This is a genomic window from Streptomyces sp. NPDC002092, assembly GCF_053593775.1.
In genome coordinates this window covers 40652-57779 of sequence record NZ_JBSFDG010000017.1, presented here as the reverse complement: position 1 = coordinate 57779, position 17128 = coordinate 40652, and the positions used below count along the sequence as shown (strand labels likewise).

The 17128-nt window shown below is 70.2% G+C and carries 19 protein-coding genes and 3 pseudogenes; 9 read left to right on the top strand and 13 right to left on the bottom strand.

What is annotated here, in order from left to right; translation table 11 throughout:
- Window positions 1–2 precede the first annotated feature (2 nt).
- The 3 genes from ACWCRD_RS33795 to ACWCRD_RS33785 all read right to left on the bottom strand — a co-directional run bounded on the left by ACWCRD_RS33795 (window position 3) and on the right by ACWCRD_RS33785 (window position 3019).
- Window positions 3–215: a hypothetical protein gene (locus ACWCRD_RS33795; RefSeq protein ID WP_450969545.1), complete on the bottom strand. Its 213-nt coding sequence runs from the start codon at window positions 213–215 to the stop codon at window positions 3–5.
- A gap of 340 nt (window positions 216–555) precedes the next feature.
- Entirely contained in the window at window positions 556–1245 is a 690-nt protein-coding gene (locus ACWCRD_RS33790) for a hypothetical protein (RefSeq protein ID WP_450969544.1), read from the bottom strand.
- Between the two features lie 301 nt (window positions 1246–1546).
- Window positions 1547–3019, bottom strand: a complete 1473-nt coding sequence (locus tag ACWCRD_RS33785; RefSeq protein ID WP_450969543.1) for an MDR family MFS transporter — start codon at window positions 3017–3019, stop codon at window positions 1547–1549.
- A gap of 96 nt (window positions 3020–3115) precedes the next feature.
- On the opposite strand from ACWCRD_RS33785, the gene ACWCRD_RS33780 reads away from it, so the two are divergent.
- Both ACWCRD_RS33780 and ACWCRD_RS33775 read left to right on the top strand, forming a co-directional pair.
- Window positions 3116–3685, top strand: coding sequence for a TetR/AcrR family transcriptional regulator (locus ACWCRD_RS33780; protein WP_450969667.1), 570 nt, complete (start codon window positions 3116–3118; stop codon window positions 3683–3685).
- A gap of 181 nt (window positions 3686–3866) precedes the next feature.
- Complete coding sequence (locus ACWCRD_RS33775; RefSeq protein WP_450969542.1) at window positions 3867–4607, top strand: transposase; 741 nt, start codon at window positions 3867–3869, stop codon at window positions 4605–4607.
- Between the two features lie 144 nt (window positions 4608–4751).
- On the opposite strand, the gene ACWCRD_RS33770 is transcribed toward ACWCRD_RS33775, so the two are convergent.
- Window positions 4752–5549 (bottom strand): DUF4241 domain-containing protein, encoded by a 798-nt coding sequence (locus ACWCRD_RS33770; protein ID WP_450969666.1) that lies wholly within the window; start codon window positions 5547–5549, stop codon window positions 4752–4754.
- 238 nt (window positions 5550–5787) lie between these two features.
- Window positions 5788–5991 (bottom strand): cold-shock protein, encoded by a 204-nt coding sequence (locus ACWCRD_RS33765; RefSeq protein ID WP_014670069.1) that lies wholly within the window; start codon window positions 5989–5991, stop codon window positions 5788–5790.
- Between the two features lie 234 nt (window positions 5992–6225).
- On the opposite strand from ACWCRD_RS33765, the pseudogene ACWCRD_RS33760 reads away from it, so the two are divergent.
- Window positions 6226–6394 (top strand): annotated as a pseudogene (locus ACWCRD_RS33760) (transposase family protein); the annotation flags it as partial.
- A 183-nt stretch (window positions 6395–6577) separates the two neighbouring features.
- Here ACWCRD_RS33760 and ACWCRD_RS33755 read toward each other — a convergent pair.
- A pseudogene (locus tag ACWCRD_RS33755) lies at window positions 6578–6680 on the bottom strand (HipA family kinase); the annotation flags it as partial.
- Window positions 6681–6835: 155 nt separating this feature from the next.
- Here ACWCRD_RS33755 and ACWCRD_RS33750 point away from each other — a divergent pair.
- Complete coding sequence (locus tag ACWCRD_RS33750; RefSeq protein ID WP_450969541.1) at window positions 6836–7318, top strand: Rieske (2Fe-2S) protein; 483 nt, start codon at window positions 6836–6838, stop codon at window positions 7316–7318.
- On the opposite strand, the gene ACWCRD_RS33745 is transcribed toward ACWCRD_RS33750, so the two are convergent.
- A complete protein-coding gene (locus ACWCRD_RS33745) occupies window positions 7305–7961 on the bottom strand; it encodes a cysteine hydrolase (protein ID WP_450969540.1) in 657 nt (218 codons plus the stop codon). The genes ACWCRD_RS33750 and ACWCRD_RS33745 overlap by 14 nt on opposite strands.
- Before the next feature lie 157 nt (window positions 7962–8118).
- Between ACWCRD_RS33745 and ACWCRD_RS33740 the strand changes: the two genes are divergently transcribed.
- The gene (locus tag ACWCRD_RS33740) at window positions 8119–8586 is read left to right on the top strand and encodes a pyridoxamine 5'-phosphate oxidase family protein (protein ID WP_450969539.1); all 468 of its coding nucleotides are present in this window, start codon (window positions 8119–8121) and stop codon (window positions 8584–8586) included.
- Here the strand turns inward: ACWCRD_RS33740 and ACWCRD_RS33735 are convergent.
- Entirely contained in the window at window positions 8583–9485 is a 903-nt protein-coding gene (locus tag ACWCRD_RS33735) for a LysR family transcriptional regulator (RefSeq protein WP_450969538.1), read from the bottom strand. The two genes, ACWCRD_RS33740 and ACWCRD_RS33735, sit on opposite strands and share 4 nt — an antisense overlap.
- A 74-nt stretch (window positions 9486–9559) precedes the next feature.
- Here ACWCRD_RS33735 and ACWCRD_RS33730 point away from each other — a divergent pair, with 74 nt between their 5' ends.
- Window positions 9560–10549 (top strand): DMT family transporter, encoded by a 990-nt coding sequence (locus ACWCRD_RS33730; RefSeq protein ID WP_450969537.1) that lies wholly within the window; start codon window positions 9560–9562, stop codon window positions 10547–10549.
- A 36-nt stretch (window positions 10550–10585) separates the two neighbouring features.
- On the opposite strand, the gene ACWCRD_RS33725 is transcribed toward ACWCRD_RS33730, so the two are convergent.
- Window positions 10586–11917 (bottom strand): aminotransferase class I/II-fold pyridoxal phosphate-dependent enzyme, encoded by a 1332-nt coding sequence (locus tag ACWCRD_RS33725; RefSeq protein WP_450969536.1) that lies wholly within the window; start codon window positions 11915–11917, stop codon window positions 10586–10588.
- A gap of 23 nt (window positions 11918–11940) precedes the next feature.
- On the opposite strand from ACWCRD_RS33725, the gene ACWCRD_RS33720 reads away from it, so the two are divergent.
- Complete coding sequence (locus ACWCRD_RS33720; protein ID WP_450969535.1) at window positions 11941–12639, top strand: pyridoxamine 5'-phosphate oxidase family protein; 699 nt, start codon at window positions 11941–11943, stop codon at window positions 12637–12639.
- A gap of 9 nt (window positions 12640–12648) precedes the next feature.
- Here the strand turns inward: ACWCRD_RS33720 and ACWCRD_RS33715 are convergent, their stop codons facing one another.
- The 3 genes and pseudogenes from ACWCRD_RS33715 to ACWCRD_RS33705 form a co-directional block, all read right to left on the bottom strand.
- On the bottom strand, window positions 12649–13593 hold the full coding sequence (locus ACWCRD_RS33715; protein ID WP_450969534.1) for a DMT family transporter: 945 nt from the start codon (window positions 13591–13593) through the stop codon (window positions 12649–12651).
- 169 nt (window positions 13594–13762) lie between these two features.
- Window positions 13763–14762 (bottom strand): annotated as a pseudogene (locus ACWCRD_RS33710) (EamA family transporter).
- Window positions 14763–14814: 52 nt separating this feature from the next.
- Window positions 14815–15360: a Clp protease N-terminal domain-containing protein gene (locus ACWCRD_RS33705; protein ID WP_450969533.1), complete on the bottom strand. Its 546-nt coding sequence runs from the start codon at window positions 15358–15360 to the stop codon at window positions 14815–14817.
- 198 nt (window positions 15361–15558) lie between these two features.
- Between ACWCRD_RS33705 and ACWCRD_RS33700 the strand changes: the two genes are divergently transcribed.
- A complete protein-coding gene (locus ACWCRD_RS33700) occupies window positions 15559–15747 on the top strand; it encodes a hypothetical protein (protein WP_450969673.1) in 189 nt (62 codons plus the stop codon).
- 117 nt (window positions 15748–15864) lie between these two features.
- On the top strand, window positions 15865–16293 hold the full coding sequence (locus ACWCRD_RS33695; protein ID WP_450969532.1) for a type II toxin-antitoxin system Rv0910 family toxin: 429 nt from the start codon (window positions 15865–15867) through the stop codon (window positions 16291–16293).
- Window positions 16294–16358: 65 nt separating this feature from the next.
- Here ACWCRD_RS33695 and ACWCRD_RS33690 read toward each other — a convergent pair whose 3' ends face one another.
- A complete protein-coding gene (locus ACWCRD_RS33690) occupies window positions 16359–16994 on the bottom strand; it encodes a PadR family transcriptional regulator (protein ID WP_344399177.1) in 636 nt (211 codons plus the stop codon).
- Window positions 16995–17128: the final 134 nt, after the last annotated feature.

Genomic DNA, 17128 nt, shown 5'->3' with positions numbered 1-17128 from the left:
CTTCAAGCGGGCGCGGTGCCGTCGGTGGGTCCGGCGCCGTTCAGCGCGGCCGTCGGCGCCGGACTGTCCCTCTCGCGGCTCCTGTTCCTTCGGGGCGCCCCCTTTTCAGACTCGACGGCCGCCTCCAGGGCTGCCAACTGTTCCGCGTCGAGGATCATCCCGGCGGCGTGGTGGTGGGCCCGAGACGTCGCGGAGTCCACGCTGATCAGGCCCATGTCGGTCTCACGCGCGCGGCTGCTTCGGCGATCAACGCCTCCATCAACTGCTGGAAGGCTCCCTGCCCCACCCAGATGCGGAAGCGGTCGTAAGTGCCCTGCCAGGCCCGAACTCGTTCGGCAGGTCGCGCCAAGGCCTGCCGGTGCGGAAGCGCCACATCGTCGCGTTGAAGTTCCGCAGGTCGGATATGGGCCCGACTGCGGCGATCGGAAGTTGAGGCTCGATCAGGACCCCACTGCTCGTCGGTGAGATCGCCTCGCGCATGACTGACGACCTATCAAGACCGGGCCTCGGTACGCAGACGATCCACCGAATCGTGATCCGAACCCCAGACAGGACCTAGTCGGCCCCGACCACCGCGATGTCGTGCGGCGACCGCGGATCGATTTCGTAGTGGGTGCCGAACTGGCTGCTGAAGCCGATCACCCGCACCCTCTGCCCCTGCTTCAGGCCGGAGACGTCGATGCCCGTCTGCACATTGACGAAGACCGGCACGGGGCCCGAACCGTCGTCGACGGACAGCTTGTACCCGTAGGGGAGGTCGCTCGTGGGTGCTTGAGCGATCCTGCCGACGACCTTGACGAGCCGCCCCTCGGTTGCCTCTCCGACCCCGGCCGTGCCGACCCGCTCCGGTTTCACCGGCCGGCCCTTGCGACCGAGCTCGACATCGGAAGGATCTGCCGGGACCAGGGTCAGCAGTCCGAAGCTGTCCCGCAGCGTGCCGGTGATGCGTGCGCGCCGATACGGGTACGCATGCACGTCGCTCTGCAGGCTGACGTAGATACCGGCGGTCCTGTCCTGGAGCCCGAATCCCTTGTCGCCGAAGCTGGATTCGAAGGCACCGGAGGGAGTCGTCACCGAGCCCGCCACGGTGACCACTGTCCCGACCGGCAGGCTGCGGGCCTGGACGATCGAGATCGTCTTCGCCTGTGGTGCAGCGACTGCCGAACCGGTCTCCAGCACGGGCGCCACCATCAGGGCGAGCTGGGGTGCGAAGAGCAGCATGAGAAGCCGACGGGTCAGGCCCATGAATGCACTGTCCTTTCCGAAAACCGATACCTCCCAAGTGTGCGTGCACGGCGCGCACTTCACACACACGCCGACCGTCGAGTGACGCTTGGTCAGGGCCGAACGCTCTGTGTAAGTGCCACCTGGAGTGACAGGTGTGGCACTCATGGTTTTTTCTCGGGGTGGAGTAGTTGCTCGTGTTTCGCTGTTTCTGCGGGCTTGGTGAGATCAAGCGGTGTTGTGGGCTCTCGCTTGACGCGCCGGACGGCGTGGACGCGAGTGGTGACGGTCCGAGGGCGCCGGGTTGCGGCGCGGGGGCTGGTCAGACTTCCGCGACTTGTCCGTCAGAGGTTGTGTCCCGGGGCTGTGGTTCGGTGTCGGCCCGGTTCGGAAGTAGCAGGCACAGCGGGATCGCTGCGGCGGTGAACGCGGCGGCCCACCAGAAGGCGTCGCCGAAGCCGGTTGCCAGGTCGGCGGGGGTGTGGGTGTCGGCGACGGCGCGCTGGAGGATCACGACCAGGACGGCGGTGCCGATGGAGCCGCCGACCTGCTGGGCGACGCGGCTGATGCTGGAGGCGGCCGGGATTTCGTCGCGGGTCAGGCCGACGAAGGCGCCGCCCATCAGGGCGATCATGGCCGCGCCCAGGCCGAGGCCGCGGACGAACAGTACTGCCATCAGCGTGACGTTGCTGGTGGTGGCGGTGACGAAGCCGAACGGCACGGTGGCGGCGAAGGTGACCGCGAAGGCGATGACGGCGACCGGGCGGGCGCCGATGCGGTCCATGACCTTCCCGGCCAGCGAGCGGGACAGCAGGGTGCCCACGCCCTGCGGGATGAGCAGCAGCGCGGCTCCCAGGGCCGTTTCGCCGCGGACCTGCTGCCAGTAGAGCGGCATCAGCAGCATGGCGCCGTACAAGGCGGCTCCGGCCAGCAGCAGCAGCACTGTGGAGGAGGCCAGGGAGCGGTGGCGGAGCAGGCGGATGTCGAGCAGGGCGGCGGCTCCGCGGCGTAGCGCCCAGGCGGTGTAGCCGGCCAGCAGCGCGACGCCGGCGGCCAGGGGGAGCCCGACCTTGGTGGAGGTGATCGCGTCGGTTCCGCCGAGTTGGGTCAGGCCGTAGATGACGGCGGCGATGCCGGGTGCCAGGAGCAGCATGCCCACGGTGTCCAGGCGGGGGCGGGTTCCGGCGCTGGGCCGGTCGGCAGGCAGGTTGCGCCAGGCCAGCCAGCCGCCGACGAGGCAGAACGGGATGTTGAACAGGAAGATCCACCGCCAGTCGCCGAAGTGCAGGATGACACCCCCGATGACCGGGCCCATGACCGGTCCCAGGGCGGTGGGCACGGTGATCAGTGCCATGACCTTGCCGATGTTGCGGCCGTCGGCGGCCTGCATGACCAAGGTGGCCATCAGGACCATCATGATGCCGCCGCCGATGCCCTGGACGACGCGGGAGGCGATCAGGGCCGGTGCGTTCCAGGCCGCGGCGCACAGCATCGACCCGGCGAAGAACAGCGCCAGGGCGAGGATCCACAAGCGTTTGCCGCCGAGGGCGGCCTGGGCCCAGCCGACGGCGGGCATGGTGGCGGACAGGGCCAGCAGGTAGGCGGTGGTGACCCACTGGACGGTGGCCAGTGTGGTGTGGAGTTGTCCGGCGAGGCTGTCGATGGCGACGCTCATGATCGTGGTGTCGAAGATGACGGCGAGCGCACCGACGATGAGGGTGAACACCAGGCGCCGCACGGTCGGGTCGACTGTGTCCGGCGGGCTGGATGTGGCGGGGTTGCCGACGGCGGCCATGGGTGTCTCCTTAAGATACATAGCTCTATCTTTCGGGGGTCAGACTAAGCCGCTATTGTTAGATACGCAAGTCTTTCTAACGTAGAGGGGATGACGATGCCGGAGCGACGCCGCGGAGCGGCCTTGGAGCAGGCGCTGCTCGACGCAGCCTGGGACGAACTCGTCGCCGGCGGCTACGCCAGGTTCACCATGGACGGCGTCGTCAAACGTGCCGGCACCAGCCCCCCGGTCCTCTACCGCCGCTGGTCGGACCGCGACGACCTCGTCCGGGCCACCCTGGTCCACGTCTTGCGGAAGAACGTTCTCAAGGTCCCGGACACCGGCAGCCTGCGCGAAGACGTGCTGACCCTCATGCGGGAGATCAACGCCACGCGGGTCCAGCTCGTCACCGTGATGAGCGTCTACCTGGCCAGCTACCACCTGGAGACCGGGACCAGCCCTGCCGAACTGCTCGACCCCGCCGACACCGGCCGCAAACAGGCCGTCGACGCGATATTCGACCGCGCCGTCGCCCGCGGCGAGGCAAAGCCCGAGCGCCTCACCGACCGCATCAAAGCCCTGCCGTTCGACCTGCTGCGCCAGGAGATCCTGACGACCTACGCCCCCGCGCCCGACCGGGTCCTCGAAGAGATCGTCGACGCGATCTTCCTGCCTCTGCTGCGTTGACCGCGCCAGAACGTCGTCCCGCGACGGTCCCACGCCTGACGGCTTGCCGAGGATCGCCAACTCTGGCAACGGGTGTGCCGGTCACCCGATGGGACGGCTTGATGCGGTTGCGAGCCGGCAGGCCCGAGCCGCAGACAAGCATCGACGGTGTCGATACCGCCTGTGGGGAGGAGATCCACCGATGCTTGCGAGTCCGGCGGTACCGGCATCGCTGCTGGCCGTGCCGAAGAACCTGAACGTCTTCACCGCATCGAGCTTCGCTACGTTCACCGCGACGGTCACGGGCTTGGTCGCGGAGACCAGGGCCGGAACGGTGACCGGGATGCTCACCGGCGCCGGGCTGGCCCGCGCCTGGCCGCACGACCGGGCGCACTCCTTCTTCTCTCGCGCGAGCTGGAACCCCGAGATCCTGGGGATCGTGCTGGCGCACCTGATCGCCAGAACGCTGTTGCCCGGCGGTGCGGTGACCGTCGCCGTGGACGACACACTCTTCAAACGGCACGGGAAGAAGGTGTTCGGCGCTGCCTGGCAGCACGACGGCGCGGCGATCGGCGACAAGCCGGTCGGGCGCGGCACCTGCTTCGTGGTGGTCGGGATCATTACCGAGCTGCCGTTCCTGACCCGGCCGGTGTGTCTGCCGGTGATGGCCCGGCTGTGGCGGCCAAAGGCTGGGGCGTCGAAAGTCGAGCTGGCCGCGTCGATGGTGCGGCTACTGGCGGTGTGCCTGGACCGGCCGCTGCACGTGGTGGCCGATGCCGCGTATCACGGGAAGGCCCTGCGCCACCTGCACGAGCAGATCACGCTCACCACCCGGCTGCCGGCCAACGCCGCCCCTCGAGGCCGCATGCGCGAGCTCACCGCTCAACTAATCGATGATCTGCTGCGCATTGCGCTCAAAGATCAAGAGCCAGAGAGGTCGTAAGCCCTGCATCCACGCAGCCTCCCGGCCAAGGCCGAGATCCTCGCCGTGCTCGACACGACGTCCAGAAGTCGACGCGCAACGATTGTTTGTGCAGCGAGCCACGGTCGGCGCGCCTGGTCAGCTCGATGAGTGCTGCAGCGTCTGCTACGAGTCCTGTTGAGATCGGTTCGGCAGCAACTCCTGATGACGCAGGATCAGCATGTCGGCGACGAGGCACGTGACCTCGCCGTCGGCGTCCCGGCCGATCCATACCGGGTAGGAGCCGTCTCCCATGCCGCTCGGGTAGACGATGAGGTCGCCCCCGGACTCCGGGTCGGCGAGGACGAGGATGCCGTCGCCGCTGTCCTCGTCCGGGACGGTGTTCTCTCCGCCGGCGAGCCTGCCGGCCGCCGCGGCGCCGACGAAGCAGCCGGTGCCGGTGTCCACGCCGAAGCCGTAGAACTCGCCCTCCCGCAGCGTGCGAGGGTCTTCACCGGGACGCAGCGCCAGCTCCCAAGTCGCTGTGGGTTCATCGGAAATGAGGATGCGCGCTCCGGTGAAGTCCTCGACGTGCAGCGGCTTGCCCCAGTGCTCAGTCCGGTAGGCCGCGGCCGCGATCTGCATGCGGTAGCTGCCGGGCGGTACGCCCACCGTGAACGGCTCGCCGGGATGCATCCAGCCCGGATCGCAGGCGACGATCCGGCCGGTCGGCAGCCGTAGCGATCCGGCCTCGATCACGCGCTCGACCACGTACGGGCCCGTGGCCTGGGCGTCCGGCGGGAAGAAGCGGGTGCCTGGCGTGAACATCTCGTCGAGGTGACGCGGGCTCAGGGGGCTGGGCGGAGACCACCCGCGGGCGGTGGCATGACCGTGCTCCCGGTTTTCCGCCGGACCGCCCTGCGGAGAACTCTCCTCCAGTGCGTCCTGCAGGGACACCTCTGGTACGCGCCCGCCGGTCGCCATGGTCACCGCCCACTCCCAGTCGCCGAACACGGGAGCTGGCGCCCAGCGCTGCTTGTCCGGAACATCGGCCAGGGTGTGCAGCGATCCGCCCCGGATTCCCTTGGGTCCGGAGACCTTCCGGCTCCTGCCGTCCGGGTAGAGGTCGACAAGGACGCGCCCCGCGTCGTCTGCGAACTCCGTGCGGCAAGGGGCCCGGCATCCCGACGTCGGGATGCCGGGCCCCTTGCCGGGCGGCGGATCAGGCGGGGCGGATGTTCTCTGCCTGCGGGCCCTTCTGACCCTGGGTGACGTCGAACTCGACCTTCTGGCCCTCCTGCAGCTCGCGGTAACCCTGGCTGGCGATGTTGGAGTAGTGGGCGAAGACGTCGGGACCGCCGCCCTCCTGCTCGATGAAGCCGAAGCCCTTCTCGCTGTTGAACCACTTCACAGTGCCCTTGGCCATGGCCTTCTCCTTCGCGGGAAACCGGGCCCGCACCCTGCGCGCCCGGGAGGTGATCGCCCTGGTCCGGAGAGGCGCTGACAGCAAGAACGCCCGTGATGGCGATCACGGGCGAACGGAACTTCGGAACCACGACTGCTGAGTCACAACGCTATACCGTCGCGGCGGCACTCGCTATCGGCAACACGGTCGCACTGTCGCTCAGCCCGTCGGAGACAGGATCCAGGATCATGTCGCGTAGCCGACGGTGGCTCGAGGCACCGGCCTGATCATCCCGCATCGCCGGGAACCAGGTCAGAGCGACCTCCCGGCCTGGAAAGAGGAACACAACTCCTACCACCGCAAGGTCCGCGCACGGGTCGAGCACACCTTCGCCCGTATGAAGACCTGGAAGATCCTTCGAGACCATGGCCAAGGTGGCGGAGCAATGGGAACCGAGAGCCGCACCATTTCCGGACCAACGTCTCTGACGGTCTACCGCCATCCGCAATGTGCGCAGGTCAGCACTGCATTGCCGCCGTGCCTACGGCGGCGCCTGAGATCGACTGGCCTCCCAGTCGCCGCTGCCCCGCAGCACGGCCAACTCCGGGGAGAATGTAGGCCCCGAAGTCGTCGGCCTCGACGAGCGCGGGCAGCGATCCGCCCTCCCGCAGGGGCGTGATGTAGCGGGTCGCGACGACTTCCTTGAGCATCGCCCCAGGTTACCGGCCGACAGCAAAACGACAGCTCTGGCTTACCTCCGCCTGATCCCGAACCCGTCAAGCTCTCGACGTCGTCTGAACAACCCTTGCCCGGCGACCGTACCCCTGGACAGATCTTCGAAGCTTGCATGGAAGGGAACGTCAGCATGACCAGCGAACCGCTCCATCCCGTTCCGGCTCCCGGCCGCCGTACTGTCGTGGCGGCGGTGGGCGTGACGGGGCTCGCCGTCGCGCTGACCGCGTGCGGATCGGACAACGGGTCCTCCGACACCTCGTCCTCCGGCACTCAGGCAGGCGCCGACGCGAGCGGCGGCTCCAGCGCCTCGTCCGGCACCCGCGGCGGCACCGCGCTGGCCAAGACGGCCGACATCCCGGCGGGCGGCGGCAAGATCTTCAAGGACCAGGGCGTGGTGGTCACCCAGCCGACGGCCGGCACGTACAAGGCGTTCTCGTCGAAGTGCACGCACCAGGGCTGCGCGGTGTCCGAGATCTCCAACGGCGTGATCATCTGTCCGTGCCACAAGAGCGAGTTCTCCGTGACCGACGGCAGTGTGAAGAAGGGTCCCGCGACCCAGCCGCTGCCCGCCGAGAAGATTACCGTGAGCGGGGACTCGATCACGCTGGCGTGATCCGCCTGCGCCGGGGCCGCTTGAAGCAGCCCAGCACCTCGTCCGTGGTCGCGACCGTGGCGACCAGTGCGAGAGTGTGGCGGATCATCGCGGGGGTGTAGTCGGAGGGCACTCCCGCGATGGCGTCGGACGGCACGACTGCGGTGTAGCCGCGGTTCACGGCGTCGAACACGGCGTTCGGGATCGCCACGTTGGCCGAGACCCCGGTCACGACCAGGGTGCGGCAGCCCAGGTTGCGCAGCAGCGCGTCGACATCGGTGCCCTGGACCGGGGACAGCCCGTGCAGCCGTCGTACGACGAGGTCCGCCTCGGTGACCTCGATCGGGGCGGCGACGCGCACCGCCGCCGTACCGGACAGCTGCTGCACGGGCAGGCGTTCGGCGGCGCGGAAGAGCCGGGCGTTGCGGCTCGCGCCGCGGCCGTCGGGGCGGCGCTCGGCGATGGCGTGGACGACCTGGATGCCGTTCTCGTGCGCGGCCGCCACCAGTCGGGCGACGTTGGCGAGGGCTCCCGAGGAGCGTGCCTCGCGGGCGAGTTCGGGCAGCGCGCCGTCCGGGCCGACGACCCCCTGCTGGCACTCGACGGTCAGCAGCACGGTGGTCGCCGGGTCGAGGAGTTCGCTGAGCTGTTCGTACGACGGCACGGTTCCCCCTCGTCGGCGGCGGTCCGGAGCGGGCGAGCGTAACGGCCATTGCGTACGGACGGAAGACGTCCCATCCTTTTCAGACCGTCCTTTTCTGACGTGATGTCAGAGGATCACTGGAGTTCCTCTGACACGACGTGAGAGAAGAGGGGGCCGTATGACCGTCACTCAGCGTCGGGGCCGGAAGATCATGATGACGCCCGGTGAGCTGGACGAGTTCCTCGCCACGCAGCGCACCTGCCGGGTCGCCACGGTGTCCGCGGGTGGAGCGCCGCACGTCAGCACGCTGTGGTTCGCCTGGGACGGCAACTCGATGTGGCTGTACTCCGTCGTGCGCAGCAAGCGCTGGACCGATCTGCGGCGCGATCCGCGGGTGGCGATCGTGGTCGACACCGGCGAGGAGTACGACGAGCTGCGCGGCGTCGAGCTGTCCGGAACGGTGGAATTCGTGGGCGAGTCCCCCCGCACCGGGGAACTGTGCGCCGAACTCGACGTCCCGGAGACGCTGTTCGCCCGCAAGAACTTCAACCTGGAGGAGATGCCGCACGACGGCCGGCACGCGTGGGTGCGGCTGACCCCGGAGAAGATCGTGTCCTGGGACTTCCGCAAGCTGGGTCCGGCCTAGGCCATCTCGCGCCCCGCGCCCTGAAGCGCCTCCACCGCCGCCCGGATCGACGGGCGGCGGTCGGCGTCCGCACGCCAGACGGCGTAGATCTGGCGCCGCACCGACTGCCGCACGGGGACGGCCCGCACCCCCTCCGGGAGCGGTCCGCGCCCCAGCCTCGGCGCCACGCACACCCCCAACCCCGCACCGACCAGGGCGAGTTGGGTGGGGTGTTCCTCGGCGCGGTGGGCGACGCGCGGCTCGATGCCCTTGGAGCGCAGGGTGTGGATCAGCCACTCGTGGCAGAACTCGTTCTCGCCCCAGGTGATCCACTCGTCGTCGGCGAAGTCCTCCAGGTCGACCTCGGCGCGCTCCGCGTGCCGGTGATCGACCGGCATCGCGATGTCCGCGGTGTCGTCGAGGATGACGGCCTTCACCAGCCCGTCGGGCATGGGCAGCGGTCTGTTGTACCAGTCCAGGACGACGGCGAGGTCGAAGTCGCCGCGCATCACGGCGAGGACGGCGGGCTCGGGCTCCGTCTCCCGCGAGGTGACGCGCAGCCCCGGATGTGCCTTGCGCAGCTGGGACAGCGCGGCCGGGAACAGGCCCCGTGCAGCCGTCGGGAACGCCGCCAGCCGCAGCTCCCCGACCACCTCCCCGCGGTGCGCCTCCAGGTCGGACTGGGCGAGCTCGACCTGCGACAGGATGCGGGCCGCGTGCTCGGCGAGCAGCCGGCCGGCGTCCGTGAGCCGCACGCCCCGCCCGTTCTTGGCCAGCAGCTGCTGGCCGACCTCCCGCTCCAGCTTGGCCAGCTGCTGGGAGACGGCCGACGTCGTGACATGCAGCCCCTGGGCGGCACCGCTGACGGAGCCGTGCCGGGCGAGGGCGTCAAGGGTGCGCAGACGCTCCAGATTCAACATGTAAGCAAGACTACGAGGTACCGCACGCAAATTCTCGATTGTGCTACGAGGTGGTGTGCATCATCGTTGCGCCCATGAGCATCACCGCACCCCGCACCCGCCCGGCCCTCGACTGGCGTCTGCGCTTCGGCGCCCTCTCGCTGATCTGGGGATTCAGCTTTCTGCTCATCAAGGTGGGCACCGAGGGGTACGCCCCCTTCCAGGTCACCCTCGGACGGCTGGTGTTCGGTACGGCGGTGCTCGCGGCGGCCATGGCGGTGAAGCGGGAGCGGCTTCCCCGCGGGGCGCGCACCTGGGGGCATCTGGCGGTGGCGGCGTTCCTGCTCAACGCGCTGCCGTTCTCCCTGTTCGCGTACTCGGAGCTGACCATCCCGTCCACCCTGGCCGGCATCTGCAACGCGACCTCACCGCTGTGGGGCATGGCGCTCTCCCTGGTCGCGCTCTCCGAGGACCGCCCGACCCGCGTGCGCGTGGCGGGGCTCGGCCTGGGCTTCCTGGGCGTTCTCACGGTCCTCGGCGCATGGCAGGGCTTTCACGGGCTGGACGCCTCCGGCACGGTGATGGCGCTGCTGGCCTCGCTGAGCTACCCCGTCGGCTGGATCTACGTCCGTCGTACGCTGGCCGGGGCAGGGCACTCCCATCTGTCCATGACGGGGGCGCAGTTGCTGCTGGCCGTGGTGCAACTGGGTGTCGTCACCCCGCTGTTCACCACGTTTCCGGCCCGGTTTCCGGTGGTGCCGCTGGTTGCCGTCGCCGCGTTGGGGGTGCTCGGTACGGGGCTGGCGATTCTCGTCCAGTACGGGCTGGTCGCCGAGGTCGGGCCGACCACGGCCCAAATGGTCACGTACTTCATTCCGGTGATCGCTACGGGGGCGGGCGTTGCCGTTCTCGGGGAGTCGCTGCGGTGGTCCACGCCTGTGGGGGCGGTGATTGTTCTGGCGGGGGCTGCGCTTACGCAAGTTCGGGCTCGTTCAAGTGCGCCCAAGAGGGTGGGGGTTGAGGAACGTGTGCGGGTGCGGGTCGGTAGTGGCTTGTCGCGCCCACGCGGCGGAGCCGCAAATTGATACAGCCCCGCGCCCCTAGGGGGGTGACGCTTCCGCCTAGACGTAGCTTCGGGTCGGTGAGGGGCCCAAAGCCTTGGCGACTGCCTCCGCCAGGTGGCTGACCTCCTCCGGCGCCAGGGTCGCCACCGTGATGCGGATGCCCGGTGGGGCGCTCATGCGGAAACGGGCGCCCGGGGCGACCGCCCAGCCGGCGTGGAGGAGGGCGGCTACCGCGGTGGTTTCGTCGGGGACGGGGATCCAGACGTTCAGGCCGGTGCGGCCGTGGGCCTCGACGCCGCGTTGCGCGAGGGCGTCGATCAGGAGGTCGCGGCGGGTGCGGTAGGCCGCCGCGACCGCGCCGGTGTCCAGCGCTGCGTCGGCCCACAGCCGTACCACCGCCCGCTGGATGAGGCGGCTGACCCAGCCGGGGCCGAGTCGGTGCCGGCCGCTCACCCGGTCGACCGTGGTCGTGTCGCCGGTGAGAACGGCGAGGCGCAGGTCGGGGCCGTACGCCTTGGCGACCGAGCGCACAAAAGCCCAGTGCCGAGTAATGCCGGCCAGGGGGTGCAGCGGGAGGTCGACGATCCCGTGGCCGTGGTCGTCCTCGACGAGGAGGATCTCCGGGTGGTCGCGGAGCACGGCGCGCAGGGCACGCGCGCGCGTGGCGGTCACCGCGGCGCCGGTCGGGTTCTGGGCGCGGTCCGTGACGATCAGGGCGCGGGCGCCGGCCGTCAGGGCCCGCCGTACGTCGTCCGGGACGGGGCCCTCGTCGTCGACTCCCACCGGGGCCGTGCGCAGGCCGAGCGCCGGGACGAGGTCGAGCAGACTGCCCCAGCCGGGGTCCTCCACGGCGACGGTGTCCCCCGGTTTGAGGTGCGCCGCGAGCACGCGCTCGATGGCGTCCAGTGAGCCGGAGGCCACCGTCAACGGTCCGTCCGGCACGCCGTCGGCGTCCAGGGCCGCGCGCGCGATCCGCTCCAGCTCCGGTTCGACCAGGGCGTCTCCGTACAGCACGGGCTCCCGGTCACCCAGCTCGCCCGCGGCCGCGAACACCTTCGCCAGCGAGGGCAGCAGCGCCGGGTCGGGGTTGCCGTTCGCCACGTCCCGCACGCCCGCGGGCACATCCATCCGGACGTGGTCGCGCCCCGTGGTGGCCGGCTTGGACCGCACCCTGCTGCCGCGCCGCCCGGACGTCTCGATGACCCCGCGCTCCCGCAGGATCCGGTACGCGGACGCGACCGTGTTCGCATTCACGCCCAGCTCGACCGCCAACTCCCGCATGGGAGGCAGCAGTTGACCCGGCTCCAGCTCGCCGGACCCCACCGCACGCTCGACGCTCGCCGCGATCTCTGCTGCGCGTCGCCCTTCGATCCGATATCCTTCTAGCACAAAGACTATTATGCACTAGTGCAATGGAGATCGCAATGCAGGGGCCCCAGCAGCAGCCGACGTCGCAGCCCACCGCCTACACGCCGACCGACCGCACCGTCCCCACCCGCTCCGCTGACCGGGCGTCGTACGACAAGGAACTGGTGCACGCGATACTCGACGAGGGTTACGTCTGCCATCTGGGCTTCGTGCGGGACGGGGCGCCGGTGGTGCTGCCCACGCTCTACGCGCGGGCCGGCGACCGGCTCTACGTGCACGGCTCGACGGGCTCGCGCCCGCTGCGGATGACCGGCAAGGCGGAGCCCGGGCTGGCCGTGTGCCTGACCGTCACGCATGTGGACGCGCTGATCCTGGCCCGCTCGGCCTTCCATCACTCGATCAACTACCGGTCCGTGGTGGTGCACGGCATCGCACACGACGTGACCGACCCCGAGGAGAAGCGGGCCGCCCTGGACGCGCTGGTCGACCACGTCGTACCGGGCCGGGCGGCCGACTCCCGGCCCGCGAACAAGAAGGAGCTGGCCGCCACCGCCGTGATCCGCCTCGACCTGAACGAGGTCTCCGCCAAGCTCCGCACGGGCGGTGTGAACGACGAGCCCGAGGACCTGGCCCTGCCGCACTGGGCCGGCGTCGTCCCGCTGAGGAAGGGGTACGAAGCACCCGTGCCGGACGGGGACCTGGCGCCCGGCACCGCGCTTCCGGACTACCTGGCCGTTCCGTGAAGGGTTGCCTCACGCCGGCGCCGGATCCTCCACCGTGCCGCGTGCCTCCGCCAGCGCCAGGCCCGCCACCGAGCCCAGCATCAGCAGTGTGCCCACCAGGGTGGCCTGAGTGAGCCGTTCGCCGAGCAGCGCGACCGCCAGGACCGCCGCGCCGACCGGTTCCAGGAGCATGATCACGGACACGGTGGCCGACCGGACGGCGGCCGCGCCCGCGAAGTAGAGGCCGTAGGCGAGGGCTGTGGGGACGGTGGCGAGGTAGGCCAGCAGCCACACGGTCCGGGCCGGATGTGCGGTGTGCGGGACGATGCCCTCGGCCAGGGCGAACGGCAGCAGGCAGAGGCTGGTGACCGCGAACGCCCCCACCGACGTACCGGAGGCGTCGACCTCACCGCCCCTGCCCCACCAGCGTGTGAACAGGGTCAGCACGCTGTACCCGACCGCGGACAACAGGGCGAACAGCACACCCGACAGGCGTACGGTCGCTCCACCGCCGCCGAGGACGAGCACGCCCAGCCCCGCGAGCGCCCCGGCGACGGCGGTCAGGCCGCCGCGCCCCAGCCGCTCCCCCATCGTCAGCCGGGCGCCCAGCGCGATGAGCACAGGGCCGGCACCGAGGGTGACGACGGTGGCGACGGCGAGTCCTGTGGCGGACACGGCCGCGAAGTAGGCGGTCTGGAACACGGCGAGCCCGACGCCGGAGACACCGACCCGAAGCGCCCTGCGACGGAGCGGTTCGCACACGGCGGCCCGTCCGCGCGGACGCAGCAGGCGGGCTGCGAGCAGCAGGACGAGGCCGGCCGCGCAGCGCCAGAAGGACAGCGCGGCGTAGCCCATGTCACTGGCCCGGTAGACCAGGGAGGCGGCCGCACCCGCGGTGCCCCAGGCGGCACCGGCGACGATCAGATAGAACAGGCCTCGCCCCACGGGCAGGCCGAAAGCAGCATTCGACGACACGAAGGTCTCCGCAGAAGTTTCGGAAGGTACCCGGCATCGACCGGGCCGTGGACTTCTTCTGCGGGCAGCACCGTTGCGCCCGGCACCAGGTCGGGCGTGGTTTCCGGAGGGCCCGCCTCAGGCGGCCGGAGGCGGAAGAACGAGTGCGTTCGAATGCATGATCATTACCCTAGGGGGCGCTTTCGCGAGAGGACAACTGCCTTTTCGGGCCGCCGCTCGCCACCGGCTGCCGGGGACCTCCTGGCAGGCGTCGACGACTGGGCGATGAACGCACCCACCAGGACGACCGCACCGCCGACGATCTGCGGTGCCGACAGGTGCTCGCCCAGCAGCACCCAGGCCAGGACCGTGGCGACGACCGCTTCGAGACAGGCCACGACGCCCGCGACCTGCGGGGAGAGCAGGCGCACCGACACCACGCCGGTGACGTAGGCGAGGACGGTGGAGATCAGAACGATCCAGATCAGCAGGGCGAGGGCGGCGACCGGGGTGCCGTTCATCCGCGCGGTGCCGGTCAGCGCGGACCAGTGCATGGTCCAGGGGCGGGCCACGACGCTCAGGACGAGCGCGCCGATCAGCAGGCCGTACGCGATGACGCCGAGCGGGTCGGGTGCGTCGTCGCCGGCGTCGCTGCCCTGGTCGGACAGGACGAAGTAGCCGACCTGACAGCAGGCGGCGCCGAATGCGAGCAGCAGGCCGACGGCGTCGAAGCTCAGCCCCGACCAGACCTCGACCACACAGGCGAGCCCGCCGACCGCGAGGGCCACGCCGAACACGGCGGCACGGGTCACCGGCCGGCGCTGCACGAACCGCACCCAGCCCAGGATCAGGGCGGGCGCGAGGTACTCGATGAGCAGTGCAACGCCGACGGGTATGCGGGAGAGCGCGCCGAAGTAGCAGGCCTGCACACCGGCAACCGCGAGCAGTCCGAAGCCGGCGAGCAGCGCAGGGCGGCGGCGCAGCAGTGGTCGGTGGCGCACGGCGACCGGCAGCATCACCAAGGCGGCGCCCGCCACCCGCAGCCACACCACGTGAAGCGGGTCGAGTCCCGCCTCGATCAGCGGTTTCGCCGCGACCCCGGATCCACCGAAGGCGACCGCGGACCCGAGGGCCAGGCCGAGTCCGACCCGCTTGCCGGGGCCGCCCTGGCTGCTTTCAGACGTGTGCACGGACCCATGATGACAGGCGAGGACATGAGCGTCACGCCAGATGACACCTGTCTCAGCGGCTGGACCACCTCGCCTGCGCCCACCGGTTCTCGATGCGTGCGAGCACGGCGTTCGCCTCGATGCCGGCCCGGTCGAGGACCTCGACGGCCCGTGCCTGCGGGTCGACGGTGATCGCCGCGAGGAGGTCGAGGCCGCGGGCCGTCTCGGCGCCGCGGGCGGCGGCGCACTCACAGGCGTGGTCCATCGCGCCCGCGGCGAGCGGCGAGAAGCCCTCGGCCTCCGCGACCACGGGTACGGCGCCGGAGTCCTCGACGGAGCCCTGCCAGCGCAGGCCGTAACCGATGCTGCGCTGCACCAGGTAGCCGAGCAGTCGGGCGATCTCGGGCCCGTCGTCGAAGACGGCCCGCACCTCGGGGTCCTGCTCCAGGAGCGAGTGCAGCAGATGAGCCGTGTCGATCTGCCGGTCCCCGTCGCGCACCGCCCGGCGGCGGGCACCGGAGACCACCGCTGCCAGTTCGGCACTGAGCCTGGCATCGTTGTCCACGCGGGGGCCGACGGCCTGTTCGCCGACCGACTGCGGGGGGATTCGGGGTTGCACGACCCCTACCCCATCAATCTCCTCGCCTCCGGTCATCCCCGAGGGGGAGCATTTTCGCGTCCCACAGGGAGTGGACTCGGCGGGCCGGAATCTCCTCCTTACGGATGAGATCTGGCCGTTCTGCCCGCAGAGGCGCGCGCCGCCTTGCCATGCGCCCGGCGTGCAACCACAGCGCCCCGTCGCACGTCCAGGAAGTGCGTGGAGAGCGGGTGCCGGCTGGTGTCCCTGCCGGCCGTCGACGGCAAGCAGTACGTGTACCGGGTGGACGCCCCGGAGGACGCGCTGCCCGCCGACCTGTTCTGGGACGCCTGGCACTGCCACGACGAGAGCACCCTCCCGCGCGCCTGGGATCTCTTCGACGCCGCGGTGATCCGCCGGGTCGGCTGACCGCTCGGGGGCGCACGGAGAAAGGCCCACACTTCCTGACGGTTCATCAGTATTGAATGTTCCAGGCCCTGCGGCTACGTTCCGCGACACCACAGCCCGACACGAAGAGGTGGTCGCATGCCCGAAATCAACGCGGAGGCACGGATCGAGGCGCCGGCCGAGAAGGTGTGGGCACAGCTGATGGACTGGCCCGCGTACGGCGAGTGGAACGCCACCCACACCAGCTTCCCGCAGGGCGGTCCGGCGGCGCTCGAAGTGGGCGGGACCTTCCAGGAAAACATGAAGCTGATGGGGTTCCCGGCCGAGGTCGAGTGGACCATCGCGGAACTGGAACCGGCCCGGGTCTTCGCCATCAAGGGCAAGGGCCCGATGGCGGTGAACGTGGCCACGCGCTACACCCTGACGCCCGAGGGCGAGGCCACGAAGGTCCGCATCGACGGCGAGTTCACGGGCGCCGCCGTCACTTTGATGGCGGGCAGGCTGAAGGACTCGGGGACCGCCGCGTTGAACGAGTCGCTGCGCAAGCTCGCCGGGCTGGTGTCCTGACCGCCGGACACGGGAAGGCGCCCCGCGGACCACTCCGCGGGGCGTCTTCGTCGCCGTGAGAACTGTCAGTCCTCGTCGGCGAGGATCAGGTACAGCTTCTTGCGGGCCTCGTTGATGACCGTCAGCGCCTTCTCGCGCTGCTCCTTGTTGCCGGTCTTCCAGACCTGGCCGAAGGCCTCCATCAGACCGAAGCCGGCCTGGCGGATCTCACCGAGCGCCTCGAAGTCGATGCCGCGGGAGGCTTCCTCCCAGGGCGCGTCCGGGCCCTCGTCGGCCGCGGCGCGGCCGGACTCGGTGAGCGAGAAGAGCTTCTTGCCGCCCTCGCTCGCGCTGGTGATCAGGCCCTCGTCCTCCAGCAGCTGGAGGGTGGGGTACACCGAGCCGGGGCTGGGCTTCCACGCCCCGCCGCTGCGCTCGGCGATCTCCTGGATCATCTCGTAACCGTGCATGGGCCGGTCCTTCAGCAGGGCCAGGATCGATGCCCGTACGTCACCTCGCCGCGCCCTGCCCCTCGGTCCGCCGCGCCCTCGTGGCCCCCAGGGGCCCGGGCCGAAGCCGGGTCCGCCGAAGCCGAAGCCACCCGGACCGCCGCCGGGTCCACCCGGCCCGAAGGGGCCGAAGGCACCGCGCCGACCCTCGAAACCACCCCGGCCGCGAGGGCCGGGTCCACCGTGTCCACGCTCGAATCCATGGGAACGCATCGCAATCACTCCATTCCATCGTTGATCTGTCGCGATGCGTCAACGATATATCGGAACTCTTCGCATGGCAACACTCACCGGAACGCCTGGAGGGACGCAAATCCCAGTTGATCTCCGGACCCTGACACACGGAG

What these genes read in the sequence shown, in the direction of transcription:
- ACWCRD_RS33750 (WP_450969541.1), top strand. Translation starts at nt 6,836, where the DNA reads ATGACCAGCGAACCGCTCCATCCCGTTCCGGCTCCCGGCCGCCGTACT.
- ACWCRD_RS33735 (WP_450969538.1), bottom strand. Translation starts at nt 9,485, where the DNA reads ATGTTGAATCTGGAGCGTCTGCGCACCCTTGACGCCCTCGCCCGGCAC.
- ACWCRD_RS33770 (WP_450969666.1), bottom strand. Translation starts at nt 5,549, where the DNA reads ATGGCGACCGGCGGGCGCGTACCAGAGGTGTCCCTGCAGGACGCACTG.
- ACWCRD_RS33785 (WP_450969543.1), bottom strand. Translation starts at nt 3,019, where the DNA reads ATGGCCGCCGTCGGCAACCCCGCCACATCCAGCCCGCCGGACACAGTC.
- ACWCRD_RS33690 (WP_344399177.1), bottom strand. Translation starts at nt 16,994, where the DNA reads ATGCGTTCCCATGGATTCGAGCGTGGACACGGTGGACCCGGCCCTCGC.
- ACWCRD_RS33795 (WP_450969545.1), bottom strand. Translation starts at nt 215, where the DNA reads ATGGGCCTGATCAGCGTGGACTCCGCGACGTCTCGGGCCCACCACCAC.
- ACWCRD_RS33775 (WP_450969542.1), top strand. Translation starts at nt 3,867, where the DNA reads ATGCTTGCGAGTCCGGCGGTACCGGCATCGCTGCTGGCCGTGCCGAAG.
- ACWCRD_RS33740 (WP_450969539.1), top strand. Translation starts at nt 8,119, where the DNA reads ATGACCGTCACTCAGCGTCGGGGCCGGAAGATCATGATGACGCCCGGT.
- ACWCRD_RS33730 (WP_450969537.1), top strand. Translation starts at nt 9,560, where the DNA reads ATGAGCATCACCGCACCCCGCACCCGCCCGGCCCTCGACTGGCGTCTG.
- ACWCRD_RS33765 (WP_014670069.1), bottom strand. Translation starts at nt 5,991, where the DNA reads ATGGCCAAGGGCACTGTGAAGTGGTTCAACAGCGAGAAGGGCTTCGGC.
- ACWCRD_RS33780 (WP_450969667.1), top strand. Translation starts at nt 3,116, where the DNA reads ATGCCGGAGCGACGCCGCGGAGCGGCCTTGGAGCAGGCGCTGCTCGAC.
- ACWCRD_RS33790 (WP_450969544.1), bottom strand. Translation starts at nt 1,245, where the DNA reads ATGGGCCTGACCCGTCGGCTTCTCATGCTGCTCTTCGCACCCCAGCTC.
- ACWCRD_RS33695 (WP_450969532.1), top strand. Translation starts at nt 15,865, where the DNA reads ATGCCCGAAATCAACGCGGAGGCACGGATCGAGGCGCCGGCCGAGAAG.
- ACWCRD_RS33720 (WP_450969535.1), top strand. Translation starts at nt 11,941, where the DNA reads ATGGAGATCGCAATGCAGGGGCCCCAGCAGCAGCCGACGTCGCAGCCC.